The sequence below is a fragment of the Salidesulfovibrio onnuriiensis genome (genome assembly GCF_008001235.1).
GTDB classification, from domain to species: domain Bacteria; phylum Desulfobacterota; class Desulfovibrionia; order Desulfovibrionales; family Desulfovibrionaceae; genus Pseudodesulfovibrio; species Pseudodesulfovibrio onnuriiensis.
The window spans coordinates 3,595,029-3,620,923 of sequence record NZ_CP040751.1 but is presented as its reverse complement, the minus strand read 5'-3'; the positions used below and the strand labels follow the sequence as shown (position 1 = coordinate 3,620,923).

At 62.7% G+C, this 25,895-nt stretch carries 19 protein-coding genes; 5 read left to right on the top strand and 14 right to left on the bottom strand.

Translation table 11 applies throughout. The features are described 5' to 3' along the window. Nucleotides 1-16: 16 nt before the first annotated feature. Nucleotides 17-2,839 carry an SIS domain-containing protein gene (locus FGL65_RS16775; RefSeq protein ID WP_147822398.1) on the bottom strand — a complete coding sequence of 941 codons (2,823 nt, stop codon included), beginning with the start codon at nt 2,837-2,839 and terminating at the stop codon, nt 17-19. 416 nt (nt 2,840-3,255) lie between these two features. Here FGL65_RS16775 and FGL65_RS16770 point away from each other — a divergent pair, with 416 nt between their 5' ends. The 5 genes from FGL65_RS16770 (at nt 3,256) to FGL65_RS18655 (ending at nt 12,406) form a co-directional block, all read left to right on the top strand. Then, a complete protein-coding gene (locus FGL65_RS16770) occupies nt 3,256-6,228 on the top strand; it encodes a hybrid sensor histidine kinase/response regulator (RefSeq protein WP_147822397.1) in 2,973 nt (990 codons plus the stop codon). Between the two features lie 132 nt (nt 6,229-6,360). Next, nucleotides 6,361-7,599 (top strand): ABC transporter substrate-binding protein, encoded by a 1,239-nt coding sequence (locus FGL65_RS16765; RefSeq protein WP_147822396.1) that lies wholly within the window; start codon nt 6,361-6,363, stop codon nt 7,597-7,599. Beyond that, a complete protein-coding gene (locus FGL65_RS16760; RefSeq protein WP_147822395.1) occupies nt 7,587-10,145 on the top strand; it encodes an ATP-binding protein in 2,559 nt (852 codons plus the stop codon). Before FGL65_RS16765 ends, FGL65_RS16760 begins: the two co-directional genes overlap by 13 nt. A 104-nt stretch (nt 10,146-10,249) precedes the next feature. Beyond that, the gene (locus tag FGL65_RS16755) at nt 10,250-10,630 is read left to right on the top strand and encodes a response regulator transcription factor (RefSeq protein ID WP_147822394.1); all 381 of its coding nucleotides are present in this window, start codon (nt 10,250-10,252) and stop codon (nt 10,628-10,630) included. 27 nt (nt 10,631-10,657) lie between these two features. Beyond that, a complete protein-coding gene (locus tag FGL65_RS18655) occupies nt 10,658-12,406 on the top strand; it encodes an HD-GYP domain-containing protein (RefSeq protein ID WP_147822393.1) in 1,749 nt (582 codons plus the stop codon). Between the two features lie 21 nt (nt 12,407-12,427). Here the strand turns inward: FGL65_RS18655 and FGL65_RS16745 are convergent, their stop codons facing one another. The 13 genes from FGL65_RS16745 to FGL65_RS16685 form a co-directional block, all read right to left on the bottom strand. Further along, nucleotides 12,428-14,026: a DUF885 family protein gene (locus FGL65_RS16745; protein ID WP_147822392.1), complete on the bottom strand. Its 1,599-nt coding sequence runs from the start codon at nt 14,024-14,026 to the stop codon at nt 12,428-12,430. Between the two features lie 15 nt (nt 14,027-14,041). Next, nucleotides 14,042-14,998, bottom strand: coding sequence for a chemotaxis protein (locus FGL65_RS16740; protein ID WP_147822391.1), 957 nt, complete (start codon nt 14,996-14,998; stop codon nt 14,042-14,044). A gap of 195 nt (nt 14,999-15,193) precedes the next feature. After that, nucleotides 15,194-16,438: a hypothetical protein gene (locus tag FGL65_RS16735; protein WP_147822390.1), complete on the bottom strand. Its 1,245-nt coding sequence runs from the start codon at nt 16,436-16,438 to the stop codon at nt 15,194-15,196. 157 nt (nt 16,439-16,595) lie between these two features. Next, entirely contained in the window at nt 16,596-17,933 is a 1,338-nt protein-coding gene (locus FGL65_RS16730) for a sigma-54-dependent transcriptional regulator (RefSeq protein ID WP_147822389.1), read from the bottom strand. A gap of 57 nt (nt 17,934-17,990) precedes the next feature. Further along, on the bottom strand, nt 17,991-19,409 hold the full coding sequence (locus FGL65_RS16725) for a sensor histidine kinase (protein WP_250645523.1): 1,419 nt from the start codon (nt 19,407-19,409) through the stop codon (nt 17,991-17,993). A gap of 199 nt (nt 19,410-19,608) precedes the next feature. Then, a complete protein-coding gene (locus FGL65_RS16720; protein WP_147822388.1) occupies nt 19,609-19,881 on the bottom strand; it encodes an acylphosphatase in 273 nt (90 codons plus the stop codon). A 78-nt stretch (nt 19,882-19,959) separates the two neighbouring features. Next, entirely contained in the window at nt 19,960-20,184 is a 225-nt protein-coding gene (locus tag FGL65_RS16715; protein WP_147822387.1) for a hypothetical protein, read from the bottom strand. Further along, entirely contained in the window at nt 20,130-22,586 is a 2,457-nt protein-coding gene (locus tag FGL65_RS16710; protein ID WP_147822386.1) for a PEP/pyruvate-binding domain-containing protein, read from the bottom strand. Before FGL65_RS16710 ends, FGL65_RS16715 begins: the two co-directional genes overlap by 55 nt. Before the next feature lie 23 nt (nt 22,587-22,609). Then, complete coding sequence (locus FGL65_RS16705; protein ID WP_147822385.1) at nt 22,610-23,320, bottom strand: hypothetical protein; 711 nt, start codon at nt 23,318-23,320, stop codon at nt 22,610-22,612. A gap of 3 nt (nt 23,321-23,323) precedes the next feature. Continuing rightward, on the bottom strand, nt 23,324-24,583 hold the full coding sequence (locus tag FGL65_RS16700; protein WP_147822384.1) for a sulfite exporter TauE/SafE family protein: 1,260 nt from the start codon (nt 24,581-24,583) through the stop codon (nt 23,324-23,326). 59 nt (nt 24,584-24,642) lie between these two features. Then, the gene (locus tag FGL65_RS16695) at nt 24,643-25,080 is read right to left on the bottom strand and encodes a response regulator (RefSeq protein ID WP_431830890.1); all 438 of its coding nucleotides are present in this window, start codon (nt 25,078-25,080) and stop codon (nt 24,643-24,645) included. Next, nucleotides 25,077-25,463: a response regulator gene (locus FGL65_RS16690; protein ID WP_147822383.1), complete on the bottom strand. Its 387-nt coding sequence runs from the start codon at nt 25,461-25,463 to the stop codon at nt 25,077-25,079. The genes FGL65_RS16695 and FGL65_RS16690 overlap by 4 nt, the downstream gene beginning before the upstream one ends. Then, nucleotides 25,464-25,895, bottom strand: a complete 432-nt coding sequence (locus FGL65_RS16685) for a response regulator (protein ID WP_147822382.1) — start codon at nt 25,893-25,895, stop codon at nt 25,464-25,466.

The following is a 25,895-nucleotide window of genomic DNA, read 5'->3' as shown; positions in this document are numbered from 1 at the left end:
TTTCCCCACAAACGGCCTATTCCTGCGGTCGCGAAATACCAACAGTAACAGTCTTGGCCTGGTGCCGGATGGTGTCGATGGGCCGGGTCATTTCCTCGATGGCCTTGTTCAGGATGTTGAGGATGTCGTCCAGGCGCGCTTCGGCGGCCGGAATGTTGGCGGGCTGGGTGCACAGCCAGAGCATGTAGTTGGCCAGCGACGCGGAAACCCGGGCGGGCAGGGCCGAGTCCGTGGCCCCGGAGGCGCAGCGGTCCATGGCCTTGTTGAGCTGGGCCAGGAGTTCGGTGCGGTCCCAGGTGGCGGGCTGCTCGATCATGCGGCCGAGGGCCATGCGCGCCTTGCGGAAGGGCTCGGCGTGGGAGTCGATGGCCTTGGCGGCCGCGATGCCCCACCAGTGCCCGGCAACGGTTTCGGGGATGAAGTCCAGGCCGCCGCCCACGCGGGGCACTTTGATGGTGGCCTCGGCAATGCCGTCGAAGCGGGTTTCGTCCCCGGCGCAGAACACGATGGGCTGGCCGCTGTGGGCCTTGAATATGGTGGTTTCCTTGACCGTGTCCATGACCACCATCTCGGGCAGGTCCGAGGCCATGACCAGGGTCAGGGGCTCGGTGGACAGGTCGATGTGTTTCTTGTCTTCGGTCACATCGCTGGGGATGGACTTGTAGCACAGCTCGGAGAGCTTGATGCGTACTTCCTCGGCCGCAATGCGGTTTGCGCCGTTGCCCACCAGCGCCCAGTAGCGGTTCACCGGGGCAAAGCGGGCAGCCACCTCGCCGATGGATTCCTTGTGCTCCAGCACCTCGTCGATGGCCGCGGGCAGGGCCTCCAGGGCCTGCACGTCCTTCAGCAGCTGCGCGGCGTCCATGGTGCCCAGTTCGGCGGCCAGCCACAGGGAGAGCAGCTTGCCCGCCGCGATCTGGGAATAGAAGGCCTTGGTGGAGGCCACGGCCATTTCCACGTCGCGGCCGTTGCTGGTGTAGCAGTAGGAGTCGGATTTCTTCACCAGCGGCGAGTTGCGGCGGTTGACGATGCAATTGACCCAGGCGCCCCGGTCTCGGCACAGGTCCACCACGCGGTTGGTGTCCGTGGTGGTGCCGGATTGGGAAACGGGGATGAGCAGCACATCGTCCATGCGTTCGCTGCCCATGAAGCCCACCAGCTCGGAACCGGTGTAGGTTTCGATGGACAGTTCGCTTCCGGCCAGTGCGCGACGCAGCAGGTGGGCGATGCCCATGGCTGCGATGGCAGCGGTGCCCTGGCCCACGGTGATGATGCGGGTCAGGGGGCGGCCTTTGTCCAGCAGGCGTTTGCGCAGGGCCGGGCCGTTGCCAAAGCCGCCGGGCAGGAAACGGACCGCATTGCCTTCCATGAGATATTTGCCGTGCAGGGTGTTGCGCACCGAGTTGGATGCGTCGTGCACTTCCTTTTCAATGTAGTGGGTGTAGCTGCCGCGGAAGATGTCGCGGGAAAAGATTTCGATCTTTTCCTCTTTCAGCTCCACTTCCTCCCCCGAGTCCAGATAGCGGGCCATGGGCATGGCGTTTTCGTCTTCGCTGCTCAGGATCACGCTGACCCCGCCCTGCTGGTGTACGGCCATGGGGAAGGAGGAGCGGCAGCGGGCGGCCAGTCCGTAGGCCTCGGAAGCCACGATCCAGCCGTCCAGGGACCGGCCCACGTAAAAGCTCTGACCGCTGCCCTTCTGGGCCAGGAACTGGGAGTCGAAGTCCGAGAGGTTCTGCATGATCACGGCCAGGGAGCCTTCGCAGCGCTTGAGAACGTTGCGGAAGCGCACCTCGGAGTCGTTGCTCTCGGGCGCGTCCAGGTTGAAGAGCACGGGCAGGATCTTGGCGTCCGTGGAGATGGCGGGCGGGATGTATGCGCCCTTGGAGAGAACGCATTGCTCCACCAGGGTGCGGTAGTTGTCCACGTCGCCGTTGAGCACGAACATGGTCTTTTCCAGGCCGGTGCTCACGTCGCCCTCCACCAGCCCATCCACCGGGTGGCAGTTGGGCACGGAAATGATGCCGTTGGAGGCCCAGCGGGTGTGGGCAATGATGTTCAGCACGTCCAGGTTCTCGGCCATGGGCCAGAGCAGGGCGTCGTCCATGATGAATTTGCGCAGGGCCGCGCCATTGTCGCCGAGCTGGCCCACGAGCTGGGCCACCTTGTACAGGAAGCGGCAGGCCGTGCGGCCATCGTCCAGCCTGCGCACCAGCACGTGGCGGGTGTCGGCGTTTTCGATGGCCGTGCGTTCGGTCAGTTCCTTTTGCTGCGTCGCGTCGAGGACCGTCTCCGGGTCCACGCCCTCGGGTAGGATGAAGGTCACGGCGACCCCTGCGGAGTCGCGGCCGCGCACTTCAAGCTTGTCGATGGATTCCAGCACCTGTTCCATGCCCCAGGCCAGGAAGTGGCGGTCGCGGGCATCGGTGTCGGCGGCCAGGGCCGAAGGCATGAGCGCCCGGACCCGGTCCAGGTTGGAGAGCACTTCCTGGTCCAGCTGCCAGAGGTAGTCCTCCAGCCGCTCCTGCAGGGCCTCCAGTTCGTCCGTGCGCACGTCCTTTTCCAGGCGTACGGCCACGGCGTTGCGCTGGGTGCGGATGGATTCGCGGATGGATTCCATGGCGGCCAGGGTTTCCCTGTCGCCCAGAAGCTGCATGTGCAGCCCGAAGCTCATGAGTTCGTCGAAATTGCCCGCAAGTTCGTCCAGCGCAGGGGTGGAGGCGAGCAGGTCGTTGCTCTTGACGGCGTCGTCAAATTCGGCGGCAAGCTTGAAAACCCATTGGGCGTCTGCGGTTTCGCGCCAAAAGCGGGTGCTCAGGAAACTGGCGATTCCACACATATTATATATTCTCCTGTCTGAAGATCATTATTGTTCCGGCGGGATGGGAAAGCAGTGGGCAGAGCGCTTTATTGAAATTCATGTGTACGAGGAATTACTGTACCAGCCCAGCGATGGCAAGCGAATTGTGGCTTGGGCGCTGCGGCCCGAAGGCATGGAATCAGGAAAAAAACGAGGGCTGCCTTTTTTTCTTTCCGAATGGAAAACAAGGGCGATTCAAAGGGGATGCAGACATATTATAATATGCTCATACGTTTCCGGCATGGCATGAACTGCCGTGAATTCAATTTGTTACGGCGTTTCTCTGTCCAAGTGGATTTTTCTTTTCAAAAGGGATAAAGGGCCAATTGGCCTGTGCGCGAGGAATAGAGGGCGGCATGATGCCGGAGAGGCGTGCGGGCAGGAGAGTTCAGGGTATGTTGGGAGCACTGCAGCGCCGTTGGAAAGGCCTGGGGGTGGTGGGCAAGCTGTCCATCACGCTGGGCCTTATGCTGACGCTGGTCATTTTCGTGGGCCTTGTCGCCACGGTTGCGCTGGAAAACGTGCGCAGCCGGACAGACGACGTGGTGGGCCGCAGCATGCACATCCAGCGCCTGGCCCTGGAGCTCGAGTCCGGGCTGCAGCAGGCGCACCAGGCGGAAAAGAGCTTTTACCTCAAATGGCCCACCATGGGTTTTGAAAAGGCCCGCGACACCTACGCCATGCGCTGCATCGCCCTGGTGGAGAACGCGGCCCTGGTCAATGAGAACCTGCAGCTCGCCATCCGGGACGCCCGTTCCTCGGGCATCGACCAGGGCGGGCTGGCCAGGGATTCCGAACAACTTTCCCGTTTTACCCGCAGCTACGCCGAATCGTTTCGGGAAACCATCAACATAGTGGGCCGGCTCGCGGCCCTGCACGCCGACCTGCTTCTTTCCGCAGACGCCGGGGAACGGCTGCTTCTGGAGTCCGGCCGCGACGACCTGCTGGCGGGCATCCGGCTGGCGCGGCTGCACGGGGCCCGTTACTTCGCCTCCCGCGACAGGACGCATATTCTCAAGTGCCTGGCGCTCATGAATGATTTCGAGACCATGGCGGCAAAAGACATTCTGCTCGTCAGGGAAGCGCAGGAACGCCTGCTGGAGCACGTCGCCGAGTCGCGCGCCATCATCGGCTCCATCCTCGAAGCGGACAAGCTGCTTGCCGAAAAGGCCCAGGAATTCGATCTGCAGCTTTCCCAGCTCGATCCCGTGGTCAACAACCTGACCGCCTCGGTGACGGACGACGCCCAGGGAATCCGTTCCGGCATCGACGAGGCCACCAACCTGGCCGTGGCCAGCGTGTCCGGGGCCCTGTTCGTGGCCATTGTCCTGGCGGTGTTCATCTTCCGTTTGCTGTATGATTCGGTGGGCCGGAACGTGCTCATGCTTTCCAACACCGCCAAGGAATTGAGCCGGGGCAATCTTTCCGTCCGCGTGCATATTGAGAGCGACGATGAATTCGGCAGGTTGGCCGTGGCCTTCAACAGCATGGCGGGCCGCATCACCAAGCTGGTGGACCGGCTGGAGGAACAGGCGGCCATGGCCAGCGACCGCCTGGTGGAGGCCATTGAAAGCATTTCCGACGGCTTTGCCCTGTATGACTGCAACGACCGCCTGGTGCTGTGCAACAGCAAGTACCGGGAGATCGACCGGCAGCATGCCGAAAGCTTCCGTCCGGGCATGAGCTTCGAGACCATCATCCGGGCCAACGCCCATGCCGGCGTTTACCGCGAAGCCCTGGGCCGCGAGGAGGAATGGGTCTTTGAGCGGCTGTCCATGCACCGCGCCCCGGGCGGGGCCTTTGAGCAGCGCCTTTCCGACGGCCGCTGCCTGCTGGTGAGCGAATACAAGACCGCCAAGGGCGAGATCGTCAGCGTCATATCCGACATCACCCAGCGCAAGGAGGCCGAGGAGGAACTGTTCACCCTCAACGCCGACCTGGAACTGGCGGTGCGCGAGCGGACCAAGGTGCTGGTGACCAAGGCGCGCGAACTGCAGCAGGCCAACCAGCGGCTTCTGGAGCTGGACGAGATGAAGTCCAGCTTCCTGTCCACGGTCTCCCACGAGCTGCGCACCCCGCTGACCTCCCTGCTCGGTTTTTCCAAACTCATCAACCGGGACTTTTCACGCGTGTTTCTGCCCCAGGCCGCGGACGACAAGTCCCGGCGCATCGGCGAGCGCATTCAGTCCAACCTGGAAATCATCAACAGCGAGGGCATGCGCCTGACCCGGCTCATCAACGACGTGCTCGACCTGAGCCGCATCGAGACCGGCCGCGTGGAGTGGCGCGAGGAAACCATGGACCTGGCCCGGGTGGTGCGCAACGCGGTCAAGTCCGTGAGCGGTGAATTCTCCCAGAAGCCGGAGGTCTCCCTCGAGGTCGGCCAGGTTTCCACCCTGCCGCTCATCCATGCGGACCCGGACCGCGTTCTCCAGGTGTTCATCAACCTGCTCAACAATGCGGCCAAGTTCACGGAAAAGGGAACGGTGACCATCGAGGGCGAGATCAACTGCCACGGGTATGCCGTGGTGCGGGTCCGGGACACGGGCGTGGGCATTCCCCAGGACAACATCGAAAGCGTCTTCGACAAGTTCCACCAGGTCAACCAGGGCGACACCCTCAAGTCCGCCGCAGGCGGCAGCGGGCTCGGCCTGGCCATCTGCAGGCATATCGTGGAGCGCTACAACGGCCATATCTGGGCCGAATCCGAGCCGGGGCAGGGGACGGTCATGACCGTGGCCTTTCCCCCGGACTGCATTGTGACCCGCAGGGCCGACCACAATCCTCCCACCGTCCTGGTGGTGGACGACGACCCGGCCATGCTCGACCTGCTGGGGGCCATTCTTGTTGACGCGGGGTATCGCACCCTGTTTGCCCGCAACGGGGAGGAGGCCCTGGACAAGGCCCGTGAATACAGGCCGGACCTTATTTCCATGGACCTGTTCATGCCCGGCATGAGCGGCCGGGAGGCCATTGACCGCCTGCACGGGGACAGGGAACTGGATTCCATCCCCGTTCTCATCGTTTCCGTGGACCAGCGGAGCGATGACGCCGGGGGAGACGCCGTGCTGCACAAGCCCGTGGATGCGGAACGCTATCTGGAAATAGTGCGCTCCCTGCTGGGCGAACGAATCCTGGAGCGGCCCGTGTATGCGCTGGAATCGGCGGCCAAGGGCTGCGGCCTGGAAGCCGAAACCGTCCATTACTGCGATGAAGAGGAATTGCTGACCATGCTGGACGGGGAATTCCGCGGTGCCGTTGTGGTGCCGGACGCCGCCTCGGGCAGGGTTGATATCGACCGTATCGGCAGGTCCCGGACGGTCCAGTTCCTTTCGGTTCCCGGCCAGGGGAAGCGCGATTCCGAATAGCGCGGAGATTCTCCCGCCCCTTGCCCGCGAGGCTGGGGAGCCATTCCATTTCGTATTAATACTTTCATAAGCCTATTGTTTCAGGTATGTTCATGCCACTTCTCTTTTGTTGGCATAACAAAGGCTTGTGACATGCGTTTTACCCGGTTTCTGCTTTCATGCGCCCTGGTTCTCTGTGTCCTTTCCCTGACATCCGTTGCAGGATTCGCCAAGGACATTGTCCTGGGCATGTCCGCCGCCTTTTCCGGCCCCAGCCGCAGCCTGGGCATCGAACTCTACCGGGGTTCCTCGGCCTATTTCAATTACGTCAACCGTTCCGGGGGAATCCAGGGCCACATGGTCCGCATCCTGCCCCTGGACGACGGGTACAATCCCACGCCCGCCCTGGAAAACACTATCCGCCTCCTGAAGGACAGGAATGTGCTCTGCCTGTACAACTATGTGGGCACGCCCACGGTGACGCGGGTGCTTCCCCTGCTCAACACAGGGCAGGCCCGGGACAAGCTGATGTTCTTCCCCTTTACCGGGGCCCAGTCCCAGCGCGACTATCCCTATGTCCGCAGGGTGTTCAACCTGCGGGCCTCCTACCGGCAGGAAATGCAGGAGCTGGTCAATAGGCTCAGTCTGGTGGGCCGGAGGCGGATTGCCGTGCTCTACCAGAACGACGCCTACGGCCGGAGCGGCTGGGATGCGGTGCGGCGGGCCTTGCGTACGCATCGTCTGGATATCGTGGGCGAGGCCACGTACCGCCGGGGAGCCTCCTTTTCCGATTCCATGGCCGAGCAGGTTGCCATTGTCACGGGCCGCCGTCCCGAGGCCATCGTGACCGTGGGGTCCTACGAGGCCTGCGCCGCCTTTGTCCGGGACGCGCGGGACGCGGGAGTGGACGTTCCCATCGCCAACCTGTCCTTTTCGTGTAGCGAGAGCCTGCTGCAACTTCTGCTCGAGGCCGGGCAGGCCAAGGGACGCGATTATACCGCGAATCTGATCAATACCCAGGTGGTGCCCGACTACAGGGACAGGACCCTGGCCGCGGCCCAGCTTTACATCCAGCTCATGACCGAGAGCCCTCCGGCCGTTCCCGAGGGCCTCAAGGGAGATTACATCCCGCTGGAATACAGCTATGCGGGGTTCGAGGGCTTCTTGAATGCGGTGGTCATGACCCACATTCTCCGGTTGCAGTATGACCGTCCGGGGAAGCCCTTGGAGAAGATCGTGGAGGGCATTCGGGATTTCGATGCCGGAATCGACGTCACCGTGACCTTTGGGCCCGATCGGCATCAGGGTCTCAACCGCGTGTATTTCACCACGGTGAAGGATGGAAGGTTCGCGCCCATTGACGCGGAGGATTGGAGGCAATGGCTGCAATGAGCCCCATGACCGGAATATTCAAGAGGACGTTTCTGCTGGTCTTTTGCGTCTTCGGCCTGATCGCCGCCATCACCTCCGGCATGGCCGCCTATTTTCTGTATGAGCGCATGGCCGACGAATTCCAGAGCAAGGGGCTGGCCATTGCCGAAAGCATCGCCAAAGGCAGCCAGGTGGTGCTGCTCACCGAGGACGCCTCCGCCATCCAGTCCTCCATCGATCACTTCCTGGGGATCGAGGGGGTCAAATACATCTTTGTCATGGACTCCCGCAACGACGTCATCGCCCATACCTTTGTGCCGGTCATGCCCGATGCCCTGCGGGAGCGCAGCGGTCTCCGTAGGAGCGCGGTGCGCGAGATCGACGTGCAGGGATACGGCCCGGTCATGGACATCAACGCCCCCATTCTGGAGGGCGTGGCCGGCTACGTGCACGTGGGCATGGACATGGGGTTGCTGGAAACGTATTTCTGGAAGGTTTTTGCGAATATGCAGCTCGTGCTGCTGGGGATTTTCCTGGCCTGCATGGTGGCGGTCTATTATTCCGTGCAGCGCATTGCCCGCCCGCTGACGGAATTGTCCCGCTATGCGGCCCGGCTGGCCAAGCATGATTTCTCCGCGGAGATCGACATTGTTTCCGAGGACGAGGTGGGCATGCTGGCCAGGACCATGCAGTCCATGTCCCAGGAGCTTTCCGCGCTTTTCGGCGAGATGAACGCGAAAGTGGAAAAGGCCACGGAGGAGGTGCGCAGGAACCTGAGCTACCGGCAGGCAATCATCAACAACCTGGCCGACGGCCTGCTGGTGACGGACAGGGACGCCAAAATCACGCTGGTCAACCCGGCCATGCGCGAGTACTTCGACCTGCGCGACCTGGAGTGCGAGGGCGAGCTTGCCGAGCGGTATTTCCCGGAAGAGTTGGTCTCGCTTGTGGTTTCGGTCCAGTCGCTCAAGGAAGGCGTGGTCACGGCGGAGGTCCCCCTGAGCGGCAACCGCACCGGCAAGGCTCTGGCGTCGCGCATCTGGCTGGACGAAACCCAGGAAAAGAGCCTTGGGGGCGTCATCCTGGTGCGGGACATCACCCACGAAAAGGCCCTGGACCGGCTCAAGACGGAGTTCATTTCCACGGTTTCCCACGAATTGCGGACCCCCATGACCTCGGTGCTGGGCTTCACCAAGATCATCCGCAAGAAGCTGGAGCGGGACGTTTTTCCGGAGCTGGATCCCGATTCGGAAAAGGCGGCAAGGGCCGTGGAACAGGTCCAGGACAACATCGGCATCATCGTTACCGAGGCCGAGCGGCTGACCGAGCTGATCAACGACGTGCTGGACATCGCCAAGATGGAGTCGGGCAAGGCGCAGTGGCGCGACCGGCTGTTGTCCATGGGCGACGTGGCCGCGCACTCGGTCCGTTCCGTGCGCGGGATGTGCGCGGACAAGGGCGTCCGCGTGGAACTGGAGGTGGAGGAATCGCTGCCCATGGTCTTCGGGGACAGCAGCCGCCTGGTGCAGGTGATGGTCAATCTGCTGTCCAATGCCATCAAGTTCATGGACGAGGGCGTGATCACCTGCCGGGTGCGTAGGCAGGATTCCTTTGTGCTCGTCAGCGTGGTGGACCAGGGAGCAGGAATCGGTCCTGATCAATTGCCGTTCATTTTCGAAAAGTTCAAGCAGGTGGGGGACACCCTGACCGAAAAGCCGCAGGGCACCGGTCTGGGCCTGCCCATTTGCCGACAGATCGTCACCCGCCACGGCGGGGAGATCTGGGCCGAGAGCGTGGCCGGAATGGGTAGCACCTTTTACTTCACCCTGCCCATTGCCGAGGACTTTAGCGAAAATGTTCTGGTCTCCGACGAAAAGATGAACAAGATCGTGTGCGAGGAAGAGACCGACATCCTGATGCGCGAGGGCCAGGCCATGATGGTGGAGACCGGCGAGGAAGCCTGCGACATGCCGCCGCTCATCCTGGTGGTGGACGACGATCCCTCGCTGGGCAAATACCTGAAGCAGCTTTTCCGCGACGCGGGGTTCCGGGTCCTGGTGGCCCAGAACGGCAGGATTGCCTTGAGTCTGGCCCGGCAGCACCTTCCCAGCCTGATCACCATGGACCTGATGATGCCGGAAATGGACGGCAAGGCCGCCATCCACTGCCTGCGTTCCAACCCCTTTACACGGCACATTCCCATTCTCGTGGTCACCGCGCTTTCCGAGGCGGATTCCGCCGGAGGCGACGCGGCCGTGCTCAAGCCCGTGGACGAGGAGCAATTGCTTGAAACCGTCAATGCCCTTTTGCGCGACCATGACGTGAGCCGTTCCTGCATCGTGCTGGGCGACCGCGCCAGCTACGCCTTTGATGACGACCTCACAGTGATCTGCCCCAACAGGATCACCTTCTGCCCTCCGGACGAAGTCTGGGACCATGTGCGGGAAGGGTTCAGGGGATTCGTGTTCGTGCCTTCGGAAATGGCCGGTGTCTTCGACCTGGAGGCCCTGAGCCGTTTCAGCGGAGTGCAGGTTCTCATCCTCCCCGGGGGAGAGGATTATAAGTAGGAATACTGCCCTTGCTCCATGGGCGTAGTTCCTTTATGATTTAGGAGTTGAAAAACAATGGTTCCCCGCTGAGCCGCCGACGCAGATGAAGGAGACTGCCGACCATGTCCAAGAAGATACTCATCGTTGATGACGAAGTGCATATCAAGATGCTCCTGGAGCAGACTCTCGAGGAGCTGGAAGACGAGTTCGAGGTGGAATTGTTCACGGCGTCCGATGGCGAGGAAGGTCTGGATTTCATCCGCACGGAAAAACCGGACCTGGTGTTTTTGGACATCATGATGCCCAAGATGAACGGGTACGAGGTCTGTCGAACCGTCATGGAAGACAGCGAACTCAAGCACATCAAGATTATCCTGCTGACAGCCAAGGGGCAGGAAGTGGACCGCAAGCAAGGCCTGGAACTCGGGGCCAAGATGTACATGACCAAACCTTTCGACCCGGACGAGATCCTCAAGGTCTCCAAGGAAATGCTTGATCTGTAACCCGCAGCCGGGAGTCTTTGTTCGACTATGACAAGCCTCAAGAAGGTGATCCGCCCGGGGCTGATGCGTCACTTCCTGAATCGGGCCCACAGGCTGGTGGGCGAGGAAAGCGCTGTGGCCATCCTTGTGGACGGCGAAGTGGCCGTTGCCGTGGGGACGGAGGACCTGAGCGGGTTTTCTCCGGGGAGCCCCGGCGTGTTCCTCATGGACCTGGAGGTCGGGGAAGGGCCGGTGGGCCAGCTGGCCCTGCGGGTTGCGGACCCGGAAACCGCCGATCCGGAACAGGCTTCCCGCCTTCTGGATTTCATGGCCTTTACCCTGCAGGGTTTCATGGACATGGAAACTGCCCGCCGCTCCATTGCCGACGAAGCCCTGGCCAAGTACCGGGAGCTTGCCCTGCTGCACCGCTCCGTTTCCCAGTTCAACACATCCCTGCGTCTGCGTGACGTGGTGCGCTCCCTGCTCAACGAGTGCAAGCGCAGCGATTTCCCCGGGGAAATGGGGGCCGTCTTCCTCAATGATCCCGCCTCGGGGCGGTTCCGGCTTACCGACCATTACGGCTTTCCGGACCTGCACAACCTGGATCAGGTCCGGGAGACCCCGCTGTTTCGCGAGATAGCCGCCAAGTGCAAGGGCGACATCGTCAACGATCTTTCCCAGGACCCGCGTTGGGGGGCTTCCGTAGCCGGGCTGCGCTCCCTGCTGGTTGCTCCGATCGCCTCGCCCAACCGCTGCGAGGGGATCCTGCTGCTGGGTTCCCGCAAGGCCGGCGTATACCAGTCCATCCACCAGAAGAGTCTTTCCACCATGGCTTCGGTTGCCGGGATTTCCGTGAGCAACGCCTTCAACTTCGAAGGGGCGCGGACGCTCATGGATTCCATCCTGCAGGCCCTGGCCGAGGCCATCGATTCCAGGGACCCCTTCACGGCCGGTCATTCCAGGCGGGTGGCCCAGCTCGCCGTGGCCTTTGCCCTGGTCATGAACGGCGACAACCTGGCCTTTCCCGAGGTACATTTCTCGGAAAGTGACATCCGCGAAATCTATTACGCGGGCATCCTGCACGATGTGGGCAAGATCGGCATCCGGGAAGAGGTGCTGACAAAGGACACGCGCCTTCCGGCAAAGCTTATCGAGGTCATCAAGGCCCGATTGGAACTGTTCGGGCACACGACGGGCTTTGAGTGGCAGGAGACCTTTGACCGGCTGGTGGAGGTCAACAAGGCCATGACCCCCAGCGAAGAGCAGCTTGAATTCATCCGCGGCATTCAGGAACAGGCCTGCAACATCAACGGGACCAAGATCCCTTTGCTGCATGAGGATGAATGCGACAGCCTGCTGCTTCCCTACGGCAACCTGACCCATGAGGAGCGCCTGGAGATCCAGCGGCATCCTGCCGAAAGCGAGCGCATCCTGCATCATATCCCCATGCGCGATGGGTACCGGAACATGCTGACCATCATTCGCCAGCACCATGAACGCCTTGACGGCTCCGGTTATCCGGACGGGCTCAAGGGGCCGGATATTTTGCTGCAGAGCCGGATGATGGCCATTGTGGACGTCTATGACGCCATTACCCAAGAGCGCCACTACAAGCCCGCAGCCTCCCGGGAGGAGGCGCTGCATATCCTGTCCATGGATTCAAAGGCAGGCAAGCTGGACTCCACGCTGGTGGACTTCTTCACCGACAACGTCCAACGCATTGAACAGGTGGCGGACACCATCAGCCTGCACAATCAATCGTCCATTTCCCAGATCGAGCAGCTGGCCATGCACTAGCCATTTCGTGTTTTACGGGAGTTAGTGGGAGGAGGCCTTGAGCTTGAGGGCCGTCATGGAGAAGGGCGTTTCCCCTCCGTCCAGGAAGGCTTTGCAGAATTCGGGGGTGCCCAGCCCGGAGGCCGCGCGCAGTTTTTCGATTTCCTGCCTGCCCAGCACCGACGCCACCTGGCTGCCGGGAGCCAGTCGAATGGCCCGCAATTGCTCCAGGGATTCCTTTTTGCTGAACCCGCTTTTCTCCATGAGCTTCATGCAGAAGTCCTGGTCCGCGGTGCCGATGGCCAGGCCCGCATCCACCACGCACCGGGCCGCGCGGCACAGCCTGCGGCGTTGGTACATGAGCTGCTCCACCGGGGTTTCCAGGTAGCCGGTTTCCAAAAGGAGCTGTTCGCCGAAGGCCCTCCAGCCGTTGGCCACCAGGGGATTCCTGAGTTGGGTGATGACCGGGTCCTCCGAAAGCAGGCGGCGGCTGGCCATGAGGTGGCTGCCCGGGACGGTTTCCTGGGCGGCGATGAACACCAGTTCCTTGCGCGCCCGCTGCAGCCGCACGGTATCTTCCCGGAATCCACGGCCGGAAAAGGCATGTGGTATGACCAGGAGCCGGGCCGAGCCTCCTTCCGTCGGGGAGAGCGGGGCGCAGTAGTGGGCCGCGCGCCTGAGCGAGGCCATGAAGGCCGGGGATTCGTCAAGGGACAGGGGCAGATCCGGGAGTATCTCGCGGAATGCGGTTTTCCCGAAAAAGGACTGCAACCGTTCCACTTCTTGCTTGAACAGGGCGAGGGTGCCCTCTTCCCTGTCTCCGGGGCCCGGGTATTCCTCATAGGCGTTGCGCCAGTCCGTTTCGCCCATGTCCGAGGCCGCCTGCTCCAGGCCGGCCAAGGCGGAATGCCATTCCTCGTTGGCGGCCGCAAAAATTTCCTCGATGCTCTTGTCGGAGCCGAATCCCTGCTCAAGGATGGCGCCCAGGCCTGCGCCCCGGGAGTCCTCCACCACCAGCCGCGTGTTGATATGGCGATCGAAATCCCTGAGGGTGGTGAGGCATGCCTGCAGCAGCGGGCCGCTTTTGGGGTCCGCCCGCAGAATGGGGGATTCGCCAGCCTCCTGCAGGTAACGGGCGCAGTCGCGGATCATGGTTTGGGCGGTGGCCTTGGTCATGGGAGTGACCGCTTCGATGTTTTTTCCCACCTGTTCCAGGAAGGAGGGGATGGCCTTGATGCGCTTCATGGCCCGCCGGGTCCGCTGCCGGTCGTTTTTTGCGGGCAGGGTCAGGGCGTGGTGAATGCCCGTGAAGGCGATCTTGAGGTACAGGGACGGGTCCTTGCGCCAGGATTCGGAAACGGACAGTTCCAGAAGGACGCCCCGGACGCTGGTGGCCAGGGCCTTGGCCCGTTCGTTTTCCAGGCCGATGTTTGCGTCCGCGATCTTGTTGAAGCCGTTCAGGAAGCCGTTGAGCTTGTCGATGTGGCGCTCTACACCCCTTGAGGAAAAATCGTCCAGCCGGTCCAGGTAGGATTGGGCCTTGGCCGCTGCCGGAAGAAAGGGTATGTCGCCGGAGGCGCACAGAACCGGGAACGCCTTGGCGACATAGGCGAAATAACGTTTGGCAAGCCTTGTTTTCATGATTCGGCGCCGACCCTACCGTTCCACCAGCTGCAGGACCTTGCCCGCCAGTTCCCCCAGCTCGGCCTTGGATACCTGGTCGTCCGCGCCCACGGCCGATCCCTTGTGCCGCAGGGTGTCGGTGATGATGGAGGAGCAGAGGACCACGGGCAGGTGCTTTAGGGTGTGGTCTTCCTTGACCCGTCGGGTCAGGTTGTGCCCGTCCATGATCGGCATCTCGATGTCCGAGACCAGGATGTCGATGTAGTTTCTGAGGGGCTTGTTCTGCTGCTCCACGCTGTCCCGGATGGAGAGCAGCTTGAGCCAGGCCTGTTCCCCGTTTTCGGCGGTGGCCACTTCGAAACCGGCCTTTTCCAGGACCCCGGCCACCATCTTGCGGGCCATGTTGGAATCGTCCACCACCAGGGCGCGCAGGTGCCTGGTGCGCACCTCCTCCACCACCTGCGGGGCGGGCTCCTCGGCCTTGGACATACCCGGGTTCAGGTCCGCGGTGATCTTTTCCATGTCCAGGATGAAGACGATGCGGTTGGTGAATTTGACCACCCCGGTAATGGAGTTGACGGTCAGGGCCGAGACATAGTTGGTGGGGGCCTCCACCTCCTCCCAGCCGATGCGGTGGATCCTGGTTACGCCCGAGACGAGGAAGGCGCTGCGCGTCAGGTTGAATTCCGTGACGATGACCTTGGGCTCCTCGGTCACGATGCGCTCCTTGCCCAGCCATTTTGCCAGGTCGATGAGCGGGATGATCTGGTTGCGCAGGTTGAAGGCGCCGAGGACCGCCGGGTGGGAAACCTCCGGCATGTCGGTGAGTTCGGGCATGCGGATGATTTCCAGGACCTTGGCCACGTTGATGCCGTAATAGCCCCGGTACCGGTTCACGTCCTCTTCGTGCTTGGGATTCTCGTCGATGTAGAATTCGACTATTTCCAGCTCATTGGTGCCGGACTCGAGCAGGATATTGGTCTTGACCATTCAGCGCCTCCGAAAGTTCTGTGCTGGGTTGCCACATGACACGTTACACCATGGCTTCCCGTGCAAGCAAGCATGTTAGAAACCAACCGGGAAAAATAATCAAGGCCCGGGTGCGGGAAGTGGCGCTGCCGTGCCGGAAGGGGCGTGCAGAACTTGAGGAGGGAAAAGGCCCGGCCGAAGCCGGGCCCGAATCCGTCAGCAGGCAAGGAGCTGTTCGCGGGCCGCTTCGGCAATGCGGTCGTCCATGTCCAGCTCGTCCATCTTGAACAGGATCTTCTTGCGGAATTCTTCGGATTCCGGGAAGTCCTGGTCGGTCCAGAAGCGGGCGTCCTTGTTGAAGTAGCCGATGACGCACAGGAACGAGACCGCGAAATAGTATGCGGAGCTCAGGGAGTTGTAGAAGGTCGGGTCTCCCACGAAGCCCTCCTGGTCGTTCCAGGAAACGTTCAGGCAGTAGTCCAGCATTTCTTGGATCGCTTCGCTGGCCTGGGTGCGCTGCCCCTCGGTCATGTATTTCCAGCCGTACTTGAATATCTTGGCCACGTCGTAGTTGTTGTGGTCGTTCATGTGCCCCTCGTGCAGCCAGCCGTAGGGGTAGGGCTTGTTCCTGATCTCGAAGGTCGTCTTGATGATCTGGGGCCAGTGCTGGATGGTCAGGGACTTGTCTTTCCGCATGTAGGCGATCATGTGGTAGGTGATGCTCAGGTCCGTGGTGTGCACGATGCCGAAGTCCGTTTTGTACCATGCGCCCCAGTACCCCGTGGTTTCGTCCTGCCACCAGTCCACGAACTGCTTGTACGAGGCCACGTATTCGTCCGTGAGGTTGAAGCCCTGGGTGTAGTCGCGGATGTAGTTGCGCAGGTTGGGCTTGAAGCAGAACTGGGCCAGGCCCGACCCCATGGCGTTGAGCGCGTCCCGGTTGTTGACGCCGGTTTCGGAGATGTCCGAGACGAGCAGCTGCTTGAGGTAGCGGTCGCGCACGGTCGGGTCGTTGAGCCGCTGCATGAAGGTCAGGGGATACTTGGGCGATTCGGTGCCTTCGCTCAGCTCGTTGATGGCGTCCACGGTCTGGTCGAACTTGAGAAAATAGAGCTTGAGGAACCTGCCCCAGGACCCGTCCTCGGCTTGTTCCAGCTTCTCGGGCTGGTCCGTGTCCTTGAGCGATTCCACGAAGATGTGCTTCAGCCGGTCGAATCGTTCGAAGTGGGCCGTGTATTCCTCCCACCACTTAGCCCGGAAATAGAACTGACGGGAAATGATCATCTCTTTACCCTGTTTCTCGAAATCGTTGAGGGTTTCCTCCATGGCCACCAGCTGGGGGTCGCGCATGGCCTTGGCAATGTCGTACCTGAGGTCGTATTGCCGGAACTGGTGGTGGATGACCTGGTTGGTGGTGATGGTGGGGACCCGGTACTGGGTGCGCAGTGCAAGCTTGGACATGAACACTCCTTGGGAAAACGGTTGCGGTAAGGTCGGCGGACGCTGTATTCGCGGCAGGGAGTCGGTCCGGTATCGAATTTCCGATTATTATAAAACAAAATCCGGCAGGATGAAACCTCCTGCCGGACCGTTTTGCGTTCATGTCTGGGATTCCCGGCTAACCGGGTGCGTCGATATTGTATTTCTTGATCTTGTAGTGGATGGCCCTCCGGCTGATGCCCAGTTCGTCGGCGGCCGCCTTCTTCACGCCGTTGCAGTGCTCCAGGGCCCGGATGATGGCCTTGCGCTCGTTGTCTTCCAGGGACAGGGAATCGTCGTCCGGGAGCGGGGCGTCCAGTATTTCCAGCTGCAGGTCTTCGGGGCGGATGGAGTTCCCCTGGCAGAAGACCAGGGCCCCCTCCACGGCATGCTGGAGCTCGCGCACGTTGCCGGGCCAGGGGTGCTCCTGCATGAGCCGCATGGCTTCGGGGGTGAAGTCCGCCACGGGGCGTGACTGGGCCTTGCAATACATTTCCGCGAACCTGCGGGCCAGGATGGGGATGTCCTCCACCCGCTTGCGCAGGGGCGGGATGGTCAGGGCCACCACCTTGAGCCGGTAGTAGAGGTCCTCGCGGAAGGATCCCTCGCGCACCATGTCGGGCAGGGACGCGTTGGTGGCCGAGATGACCCGGCAGGAGACCTTGCGTTCCTTTGTGTCGCCCACCCTGCGGATGGTGCGCTCCTGCAGGAAGCGCAGCAGCCTGGTCTGCATCTCCGGAGAAATGTTGCCGATCTCGTCCAGGAACAGGGTGCCGCCGTCCGCTTCCTCGATGAGCCCCTTCTTGTCCCTGACCGCATGGGTGAAGGAACCCTTGACGTGGCCGAAGAGTTCGCTTTCCAGCAGGGTGGGCTGGGTGGAGCCGCAGTCCACCACGATGAACGGCCCCGAGGCGCGCGGACTGCGCTCATGGATGATCTGGGCCACCCGCTCCTTGCCCGTGCCGGATTCGCCCAGGAGCAGCACGTTGGCCTCGGCAGGGGCCACCCGCTCCAGCAGGGAGAGGAAGTGCCTCATGGCGGCGGCCTCGCCGCCCCAGAGGTCGTTGCTCGCGGGCGGCAGCTTCGCCGTTTTGGGGGCCGGGGCCGCTTCCAGGTTGCGGGCGATGCGGTCCAGCAGGTCACGGCCGTCAAAGGGCTTGGTCACATAGTCGGCCGCGCCGGCCTGGATGGAGTTCACCGCGTCCGGGATGGTGCCGTGGGCCGTGAGCATGATGACCGGGATGTGCGGCCAGGAGCGCAGCACTTCCTCCAGCAGGCCCTGCCCGCCCATGCCCGGCATTTTCACGTCCGAGACGATCAAGTCCACGCGGGTGTCGGCCAGCATTTCCAGGGCCGTTTCCGCGCAGTCCGCCAGCAGGGTCTCGTATCCCGCGCTCTCCAGCCGCGCCTCCAGCACGGTGAGGATGTTCTCGTCGTCGTCCACGGCCAGGATGACCGGGGCGTCAGCTGTATTCATTTCTCTCTCCATTGTTTTCTTTCAGGCGCAGTCATGGAACGCCGCAAGCGGCCCTTTTCAAGAGCCGGCAGGAATAAAAAATCGGAAGCCGCACCCGCCCTCGGTGCCGCAGTCCACCCACATGCGGCCCTTGTGGGCCTCCACGATCTTGCGCGAAATGGCCAGTCCCAGTCCCGCGCCGTCCTTGTCCGTGCGCACGTCCTCGGCCCGGTAGTATTTCTGGAAGACCAGCTCGCGTTCGGATTCGGGAACGCCCGGCCCCTGGTCGTCCACGCTGAAGATGTAGCCGTTTTCGTCGCGGTCCAGACTGAAGGTGACCTCGCTGTGTTCGGGCGAGAACTTGATGGCGTTGCCGCCCAGGTTCAGGAGCACCTGGCGCAGGTGCTCGCTGTCGGCCCGGCAGGGCGCGGGGTCTTCCGGCACCCTGGCCTTCAGCTGGATATGCTTGGCCAGGGCCGCGGATTCCAGCCGCTCCATGGTGGTGAGCACCAGGTCGGAGCAGTCCATGCTTTCGGGGCGCAGCTCCAGGCTTTCCGACTCCAGCCGGGAGACGGTCATGAGCCTGCGCAGCAGCTCGGCCAGCCGTTCGGTTTCCTTTTCCGCGATGCGCAGGAAGCGTTCCTGCTTTTCGTTCACCTCGCCGAACACGCCGTCCGCGATCATGTCCACGGATTCCCGGATGGAGGTCAGGGGGGTGCGGATCTCGTGGCTGAGCATGGAGATGAAGTCCGAGCGCATGCGCTCCTCGCGGCGCAGCCCTGCGGCCATGTCGTTGAAGGAGGTGGCCAGGTCCTCCAGCTCGTCGCCGGAACGCACCCGCACCGGGGCCGGTATCTCTCCGCTGCCCAGGGTCCGGATGCCGGTCCTGATCCGTTCGAGGTGGATGTTGAGCCTCCAGGTGAGCAGGGCGCTGCCCGGCACGGCCAGCAGCAGGCAGACGATGAGACCATAGAAACCGACCTGGTAGGCGTGCAGATTGCTTTTGCGCAGCTGGGCCAGGCCGTGGGTGATGGCCTGCTGGTTCTCGGCCCTGGTCCCCGCCAGGATGGCCATCCAGTTCTGGATGGTGGCGTCCGCGGCAAAGGCGTGCCCTGGGTCGTCGTCCACGGTCAGGCTGATGGTGAATTCCCCGGTGAGGGGCAGCCATTGCTGGGTGTATTTCGGATGGCGGTCCAGGGTTTCGCGCAGGATGTCGCTGAACCGGGTCAGGTCGTCCACGATGAATTGTGCCGAGGTCGCGTCGCCGCCCAGCACCTTGAACCGGGCGATGTTGCTCTGCACGCTCTCCAGCCGCTCTATCATCTGCTGCACGGCCACGCCGATCTCATACCGGGTGGAAACGATTTCGCGCGTGAGCACGGATTCGCTCCGTATCTGGTAGACCAGGTAGGCGGTGGTGGCGCAGAAGATGGTGGTGATGGCCAGGGCCCAGGCGAGCATCTTGGCCGATATGCTCATTTTCGGGATCAGTCTCACTCGTGGCTCCGGTTCTGGGATTCTTTTCGCCTCGGTATACCGGCCCGCCGCCGCGAAAGCAACGGGCCGTCTCCCGGGCAAAAGCAAATGCCGTGCCCGGGCGACAGCCCGCAATGATCAATGAGAATCTTTCGGATCACGCCTCTGGCGCGTGCAAGCCACGTACGCCGAGCGCAACCGTTTGTCCGTTGAGCGGCCGCTATCCCCGCATCTGGAAGACGTCGAACGTCTTGTCGTGGTCGATCTCCTCGAAGCGGATTTCATCGACCTCTGGCAACGGGGCCTCGTTGCGGACCATGTCCTCGAAGTCCTTGAACTTGGCCGGGTCTCCCTGTGCCAGGATCTCGGCCTCGCCGTCGGCGATGTTGCGGACCCAGCCGGTGAGCCCGAGGACTTCGGCCTGTTTTTGCAGCCAACCCTGGAAATTGCCGCCCTGTACCTTCCCTTTGACAATGCCGTGCAAGCTCTTCATGCGATACCTCCGTACTCGTTCACTTCTACCATAACCATACGGTATGATGTTGTTTATGCAAGTTCCTGGGCAACATTATCATGCATGGGCCTCCATGCCCTGCGGTTCGGGGGTTTTCTCCGGTTCCAGCCGTGCGAGATCGTTCATGATCTTGGTGCGCAGCCGGGCCACTGCCCGGGCGTCGGTCATGATCATGTCCACCTGGCGGGTGTGGATGACGAGATAGCCCAGCACCTTGAGCCTGTGGCTCATGGTGGGACGGCCGAATCCCTCCAGCCGCGCCCGCAGGTTGTCCTCGCGCACCTTGACCCGGAAGTCGTAGGCCTCCAGGATTTCCTGCAGGAACTTGGCCCGCAGGATGCGCCGTTCCAGGTTGGCGGCCCCCCCTTGAAGTTGAACCGGGCGTAGTTTTCGCTGGGCCTGTCGCCCACCAGGGATTCCACGTTGCAGAAGTGGAACCCGAAGCGCGACTGCAGGCTGCAGTAGTTCCTGGAGATGATGAAATAGTTCTTCATGACGAAGTCCGAGGCCCGGGCCGCCGTGAGGTTTGGGTTCATGGTGGCCTCGAACATGACCGACATGAAGCCCCTCGCGTTGACCGGGGGCGGGCCTTCCCAGGGCACGGCGGTCATGCCCGCCCACAGGGAGCGCATGGGAATGGACTCCACCTGCTCCAGGCGCACGCAGGCATCGCCGCGCTGCTCGCCCTCGGGGCTGAAGCCGTCCTCCAGGTTGAGCACCCAGAACTGCTTGGGCACGTCGCAGATGAGCTGGCGCGACGGGGAATTGCGGTAGTCCTGGCTCATGCCGAAGTCGAACATCTCGCGCACCGCCGTTTCGTGGCAGAAGCGCATGATGTCGTGAAAGGTCTTGCAGTAGCGGGGCCGGAATTCCGCGCTGTCCGGGTCCAGGAGGCGCAGGCGGATGATGTGCCGGGCCGCATTGCGCAGGGAGGCCCGCACCGGGCTGCCGCGCATGGGGTTGGGACGGGGGCGCTCCAGCTGCAGCAGGGCGTCCACCTTTCCCGCGTACAGGGCCTGGCCGTCCGCGTCCACGGTGAGCTCCTGCCCGTCTTCCAGAATTTCCATGGCCCCGCGCAGGCTGAACAGGGCCGGGACCCCGAATTCGCGGGCCACGTTGGCCAGGTGCCCGGCCGCGCCGCCCCGTTCCGAGACCACGGCCGAGGCACGGCCCAGGAGCGCGGCCCGGCGGGGAAGGGCATGGGGCATCACCAGCACGGCACCCTCGGGAAACTGCAGGGCGTCCGCGTCCTTGCTGACCTTGAACACCGGGCCGAAGCCCACGCCCGTGCTGGCGTTGATGCCGCCCTGCATGACCGGGGTCGGCAGGTTGCCGATACCTTTCCGGTCGGCCCGCACGCCTTCCTCGGCGTCGGAGCGGGGCAGGGGACGGCATTGCAGCAAGCGGAACCCGCCGTCCCTTGTCACGGCCCATTCCACGTCCTGGGGCAGGCCGAAATATGTTTCAATGGCCAGGGCCGCCTTGGCGATTTCCAGCGCCTCCTCGTCCGAAAGCGAGGGCTGGCCCGCGTTGTCCTCGTTCTCGACGGCGCAGGTTCCCTCGCCCGGGAGGCAGACGTATTTTTCCGTCTTGTGGGCCACGGACGCATCCGTGACCTCGAGCGGGGAGCGGGACAGGGTGAAGATGTCTGTTTCCGTGGCCCCGTCCACCACGGCGCGGGGCAGGCCCCAGACCGAGTAGATGGTGACCGAGTCGTCGTGCGGGTCCACCGGGCTGTGGGAATAGGCCACGCCCCCGGAACGGGCGTCCACCATGGACATGCAGCCTACGCACATGGCCACGTCCTCGTGCCGGATGCCCCTGTTGAGCCGGTAGGTCAGGGCCTGGACCGAATACTTGGAGGCCACCACTTCGCGGTAGGCGTCCAGCAGATTTTCCCGGTCCACGTTGAGGATGGAGCGGTACTGCCCGGCAAAGGTGGTGCGCTCGGTGTCCTCGCCCAGGGCGCTGGAGCGCAGGGCGACCCGGACGTCCGGGCCTTTCGCTTCCTTGAGCCGGGCGTGGGCGGCCAGGATTTCCCGCTCCAGGTCGTGGGGCAGGGGCGTGTTCATGATTTGCTGCATGACGCGCGAGGTGGCCTGGTACAGGGCGTCGCGGTCCTCCTTGCCCAGGGACTGAAAGATGCGCTCTATGCTGCCCCGCAAGTCGTCCTGTTCCATGAACCGCCGGTAGGCCTCGGCCGTGATCACGAACCCGGAAGGCACCCGCAGGCCCAGCTGCTTTCCGGCCTCGCCCAGGGAGGCCATTTTGGCCCCGCACAGGTCCGTGTGCTCGCGGGTGATGTCGGCAATGTCCAGCACCAGCGGGCCGCCGCGCTCGAATTCCTTGTGGGCGATATGCGGCTCGATCTCCTTGCGTATCTCGTCGAAGACCTCGTACAGGCGCGCGTATTTGCCCGGGGCCAGCTTGTCCAGGTGCTGGATCATGCGGAAGGTGGCGGCGCTGGCCCTGGTGCATGCGGCGCGCACAAAGGACATGCCGTAGACGCGCTCTCCACGCAGGGCCTCCTCGATGTCCGTGAATATCTCGTGGTTTTCGCTGTCCGCCGAAAGCAGCTGGCGGAAGTGATGATGCCGGGACGCGAGCATGGCCCGGAAGTCCTCGGCGTTCTGTTCTGTTTCCTCCTTCCTCTTGAAGAAGGGAAGCCAATCCCGGAAACCCATGCCCGCGTCCAGTCGTTTGCTGTTTACATTTCCTTTTTCTTGCTCGCGGTCATCTGGAGCCCCAGACCCTCGAACAGGAAAAAGATGCTGTAGCCGAACCACATGGTGTAGACCACGTAGAAGATGAGCGCAAAGGTGATCATCCCCCACTCGTCCACCGCCTTGCGGCCTTCTATGCCGAAGTAGTTGTAGCCCACCTCGACCCCGCGCGCGATGATGCGCTTGTCGATGAAGGTGGCGGGCTTGAAGTTTTTTTGCTGGTCCAGGGCCAGCTTCACGTCCTTCAGGAGCATCCACCAGGCGTACATGGCCTTTTTCGGGGCCATGCCGTAGCGCCGTTTCATGGCGTCCCCGTCGTTCTTGAACATGGTGTCCGCGTCGCGCAGGGCCGCGCCCATGAGCCTGCCCATATCGCCGCGTACATGGATGCCCGCGCCCGAGGGCTCCAGGTTGAAGCCGTTGATCGTCAGCAGTCTCATGCCTGCCAGGGTGAGGGCGGGCTTGTCCGTGAAGATCTTGACGTCGAACTGCTGCCCCTTGAATTGGCGGGCCTCGCGCATCACCTCGGGGATGTAGTAGGTGGATCCCTTGGAGATGGAGTTGAACATGTTGTCCGAGGCCCGGAAGGCGTTGATGCCGCCGAAGCTCGGGGTGAACATGAACGCCAGCACGCAGAAGAATGCCGCCAGGAGGCCCAGGCCCATGAAGAAGTGCTTCTTGTCGCGTATCAGCATGGCCTATCCCTCCCTCAGTTCATTGATCTTGAGCACGAAGGTGCCGATGACCCATGCGCCGAAGACCCCCACGCAGAGGAAGAAGGTCCAGTTGCCTATCTGGGCGCACAGGTCCGAGACGGCCGGGGACACGTCCATGATCTTCATGGCCGAGAGCTTGGCGGGCAGGGCGAAGAGCCGGTTGGTGAAGCCCGCCAGGATGGCCGTGGCGTAGAAGCCGCGGATGTAGATGCCGGGCACCAGCTTGGTGGTCAGTGCCCCCACCTGGATGCCGAGCAGGGAGCCCAGCAGCATGCCCATGGCCAGGGTGTAGAAGATGAATCCGTAGATGGCGTACTGGGAGATGCTGGCGTATCCGGCCGTGAAGATGATCTGCAGGATGTCCGTGCCCACGGTGGTGAACGAACTGACGCCCAGGATATACACGAACATGGGGAAGGTCAGGAACCCGCCGCCCACGCCCATGATGGCGGCCATGAAGCCCACCACCGCGCCGCACAGGCCCACGAACCAGGCCGAGATGCGCTTGCCGCCCGGCACCAGGTCCGTGTCGAAGGTGATCATGGGCGGGATGGTGGCTTTCTGCAGCTTCTGGGGCAGGCCGCCGTCCTCGGCCCCGGCACCGCCGTGGGCGTCGCCGCCCCCGGCCCTGCGCAGCCGGATGAAGTCGAACATGGCGTAGATGCCCAGGAAGCCCAGCAGGACCACGTAGATGAGGCTGATGAAGGTGTCCGAGAGCACCGGGTTGAGTTCGTAGATCCAGCGGTTGATGACCCCGCCGCCCGTGACGCCCACGCCCGAGCCCACCAGGAAGGCCACTGCCAGGGCCACGGACACGTTGCCCAGCTTGCGGTGCACCGCCGTGCCCATGATGGCCTTGGCGAAGATGTGGAAGAGGTCGGTGCCCACGGCAAGGATGCCCTTGATGCCCGCGCTCATGAGGGCCGGGGTGATGATGAACCCTCCGCCCGCGCCGATGCAGCCGGTGATGAGCCCGGCGCACAGGCCGATGGCGATGGAGACCAGGAAGATTCCCGGGGTGTAGAAGGCCGGGCTGTAGGCCTTTTTGCCGCCCAGGATTTCCGGCAGCGGCAGGTCCGCGGCCATGCCCACGGAGACAAGGATGGCCGGAAGCGCCAGAACCAGCAGGAGAAGCAGCCGTTTCCGGCTCGCCAGGATGCTCCGCGAGACCTCCAGGTCCCATTGGGCGTGCGCCCTGGCCGCCAGGAGCAGGGTTTCATAGACTCGTCGCGCAATGCTCATGTGTCCCCCCTGTTGGATGGATTGAAATCCCATGGCCCGCAGGCCCTCCCGAATATGGATCAGGAAGCAGGATCGGCCCGTTCTTCCATGGCCCGGATTTTCTGCTCCTGAAGACTTTTGCGTTTGTAGGCGTCCTCCACCTTGTACATGAGTTCGTCCAGGTCGGCGGGCTTCATGAGGTAATGGAATGCGCCGTGTTCCATGCCCGCCACGGCGGTGTCCATGCAGGCGTGGCCGCTGAGCATGATCACCTCCACCAGGGGATGCTCGTGCTTGATCGCCCTGAGGGTGTGCAGCCCGTCCATGCCGGGCATTTTCACGTCCAGGACGACCACGTCCGCATCGAATTCCCGGAGCGTGGACAGGCATTCCTCGCCGGAATGCGCCGTGCGCACGGCGAGCCCGCGCCGTTCGAGGCGGCGCTGCATTGCGGCGGCAAAATCCGCCTCGTCATCCACGAGCAATACCTTGATGGTGTCCATGGTCGAACCGCTCACTGGCTCTTGTTTGTGCTCTTGACCGCGGCCATGATCTTCCTCAGCAGCTTGTCGAATTCGCAGGGCTTGAGCAGGTAGTCGAAGGCCCCGTGCTGCATGCCCTCTCGCGCGGCCTCCTCGGACCCGTGGCCCGTGAGCATGATCACCGGCATTTCCGGAAGCATTTTCTTGAAAATCTGCAGCACCTCGATGCCGCTCATGTCCTCCATCTTGAGGTCCAGCAGGGCCACGTCGTAGTCTATGCCGCGCATGGCCTGGATGGCCTCTGTGCCGCCGCTGGCCACCGTGACCCGCATGCCGCGCCTGGAAAGACGCTTGGTCATCACGTCGGTGAAGCCCTTTTCGTCGTCCACCAGCAGTATCTTGATTTCCGTTTCCTTCATCTAGGCACTCTCTCTTTCTGTCCCTTCCCTGCGGGAGCGGGCTTCGCGGATTTTGTCTTCCTGTTCCCTCTTGCGCTCGGCTGCCTCCCGGATCTTGCCCAGCAGGGTGTCGAACTCGCAGGGTTTGAGCAGGTAGTCGAAGGCCCCGAGCCGCATGCCTTCGCGGGCCGACTCCATGCTGGCGTGGCCAGTGAGCAGCACCACCTCCACCAGGGGATGGCGTTCCCTGACGGTCCGGAGCGCTTCCAGCCCGCTCATGCCCGGCATCTTCATATCCAGCACGACCACGTCGGCGGGGGACTCGTCCAGGCGGGCCAGCCCTTCCTCGCCGCCAAAGGCCAGGTCCACCCGCACGCCGCGCTTGGCCAGCCGACGGGCCACCGCGCGGGCGAAATCCTCTTCATCATCTATGAGCAGCAGACGTATGTCCAT

Excerpts from the sequence above, each read along its gene's own strand:
- FGL65_RS16775 (WP_147822398.1), bottom strand. The coding sequence starts at position 2,839 with ATGTGTGGAATCGCCAGTTTCCTGAGCACCCGCTTTTGGCGCGAAACC.
- FGL65_RS16770 (WP_147822397.1), top strand. The coding sequence starts at position 3,256 with ATGTTGGGAGCACTGCAGCGCCGTTGGAAAGGCCTGGGGGTGGTGGGC.
- FGL65_RS16765 (WP_147822396.1), top strand. The coding sequence starts at position 6,361 with ATGCGTTTTACCCGGTTTCTGCTTTCATGCGCCCTGGTTCTCTGTGTC.
- FGL65_RS16760 (WP_147822395.1), top strand. The coding sequence starts at position 7,587 with ATGGCTGCAATGAGCCCCATGACCGGAATATTCAAGAGGACGTTTCTG.
- FGL65_RS16755 (WP_147822394.1), top strand. The coding sequence starts at position 10,250 with ATGTCCAAGAAGATACTCATCGTTGATGACGAAGTGCATATCAAGATG.
- FGL65_RS18655 (WP_147822393.1), top strand. The coding sequence starts at position 10,658 with ATGACAAGCCTCAAGAAGGTGATCCGCCCGGGGCTGATGCGTCACTTC.
- FGL65_RS16745 (WP_147822392.1), bottom strand. The coding sequence starts at position 14,026 with ATGAAAACAAGGCTTGCCAAACGTTATTTCGCCTATGTCGCCAAGGCG.
- FGL65_RS16740 (WP_147822391.1), bottom strand. The coding sequence starts at position 14,998 with ATGGTCAAGACCAATATCCTGCTCGAGTCCGGCACCAATGAGCTGGAA.
- FGL65_RS16735 (WP_147822390.1), bottom strand. The coding sequence starts at position 16,438 with ATGTCCAAGCTTGCACTGCGCACCCAGTACCGGGTCCCCACCATCACC.
- FGL65_RS16730 (WP_147822389.1), bottom strand. The coding sequence starts at position 17,933 with ATGAATACAGCTGACGCCCCGGTCATCCTGGCCGTGGACGACGACGAG.
- FGL65_RS16720 (WP_147822388.1), bottom strand. The coding sequence starts at position 19,881 with ATGAAGAGCTTGCACGGCATTGTCAAAGGGAAGGTACAGGGCGGCAAT.
- FGL65_RS16710 (WP_147822386.1), bottom strand. The coding sequence starts at position 22,586 with ATGGGTTTCCGGGATTGGCTTCCCTTCTTCAAGAGGAAGGAGGAAACA.
- FGL65_RS16705 (WP_147822385.1), bottom strand. The coding sequence starts at position 23,320 with ATGCTGATACGCGACAAGAAGCACTTCTTCATGGGCCTGGGCCTCCTG.
- FGL65_RS16700 (WP_147822384.1), bottom strand. The coding sequence starts at position 24,583 with ATGAGCATTGCGCGACGAGTCTATGAAACCCTGCTCCTGGCGGCCAGG.
- FGL65_RS16690 (WP_147822383.1), bottom strand. The coding sequence starts at position 25,463 with ATGAAGGAAACGGAAATCAAGATACTGCTGGTGGACGACGAAAAGGGC.
- FGL65_RS16685 (WP_147822382.1), bottom strand. The coding sequence starts at position 25,895 with ATGGACATACGTCTGCTGCTCATAGATGATGAAGAGGATTTCGCCCGC.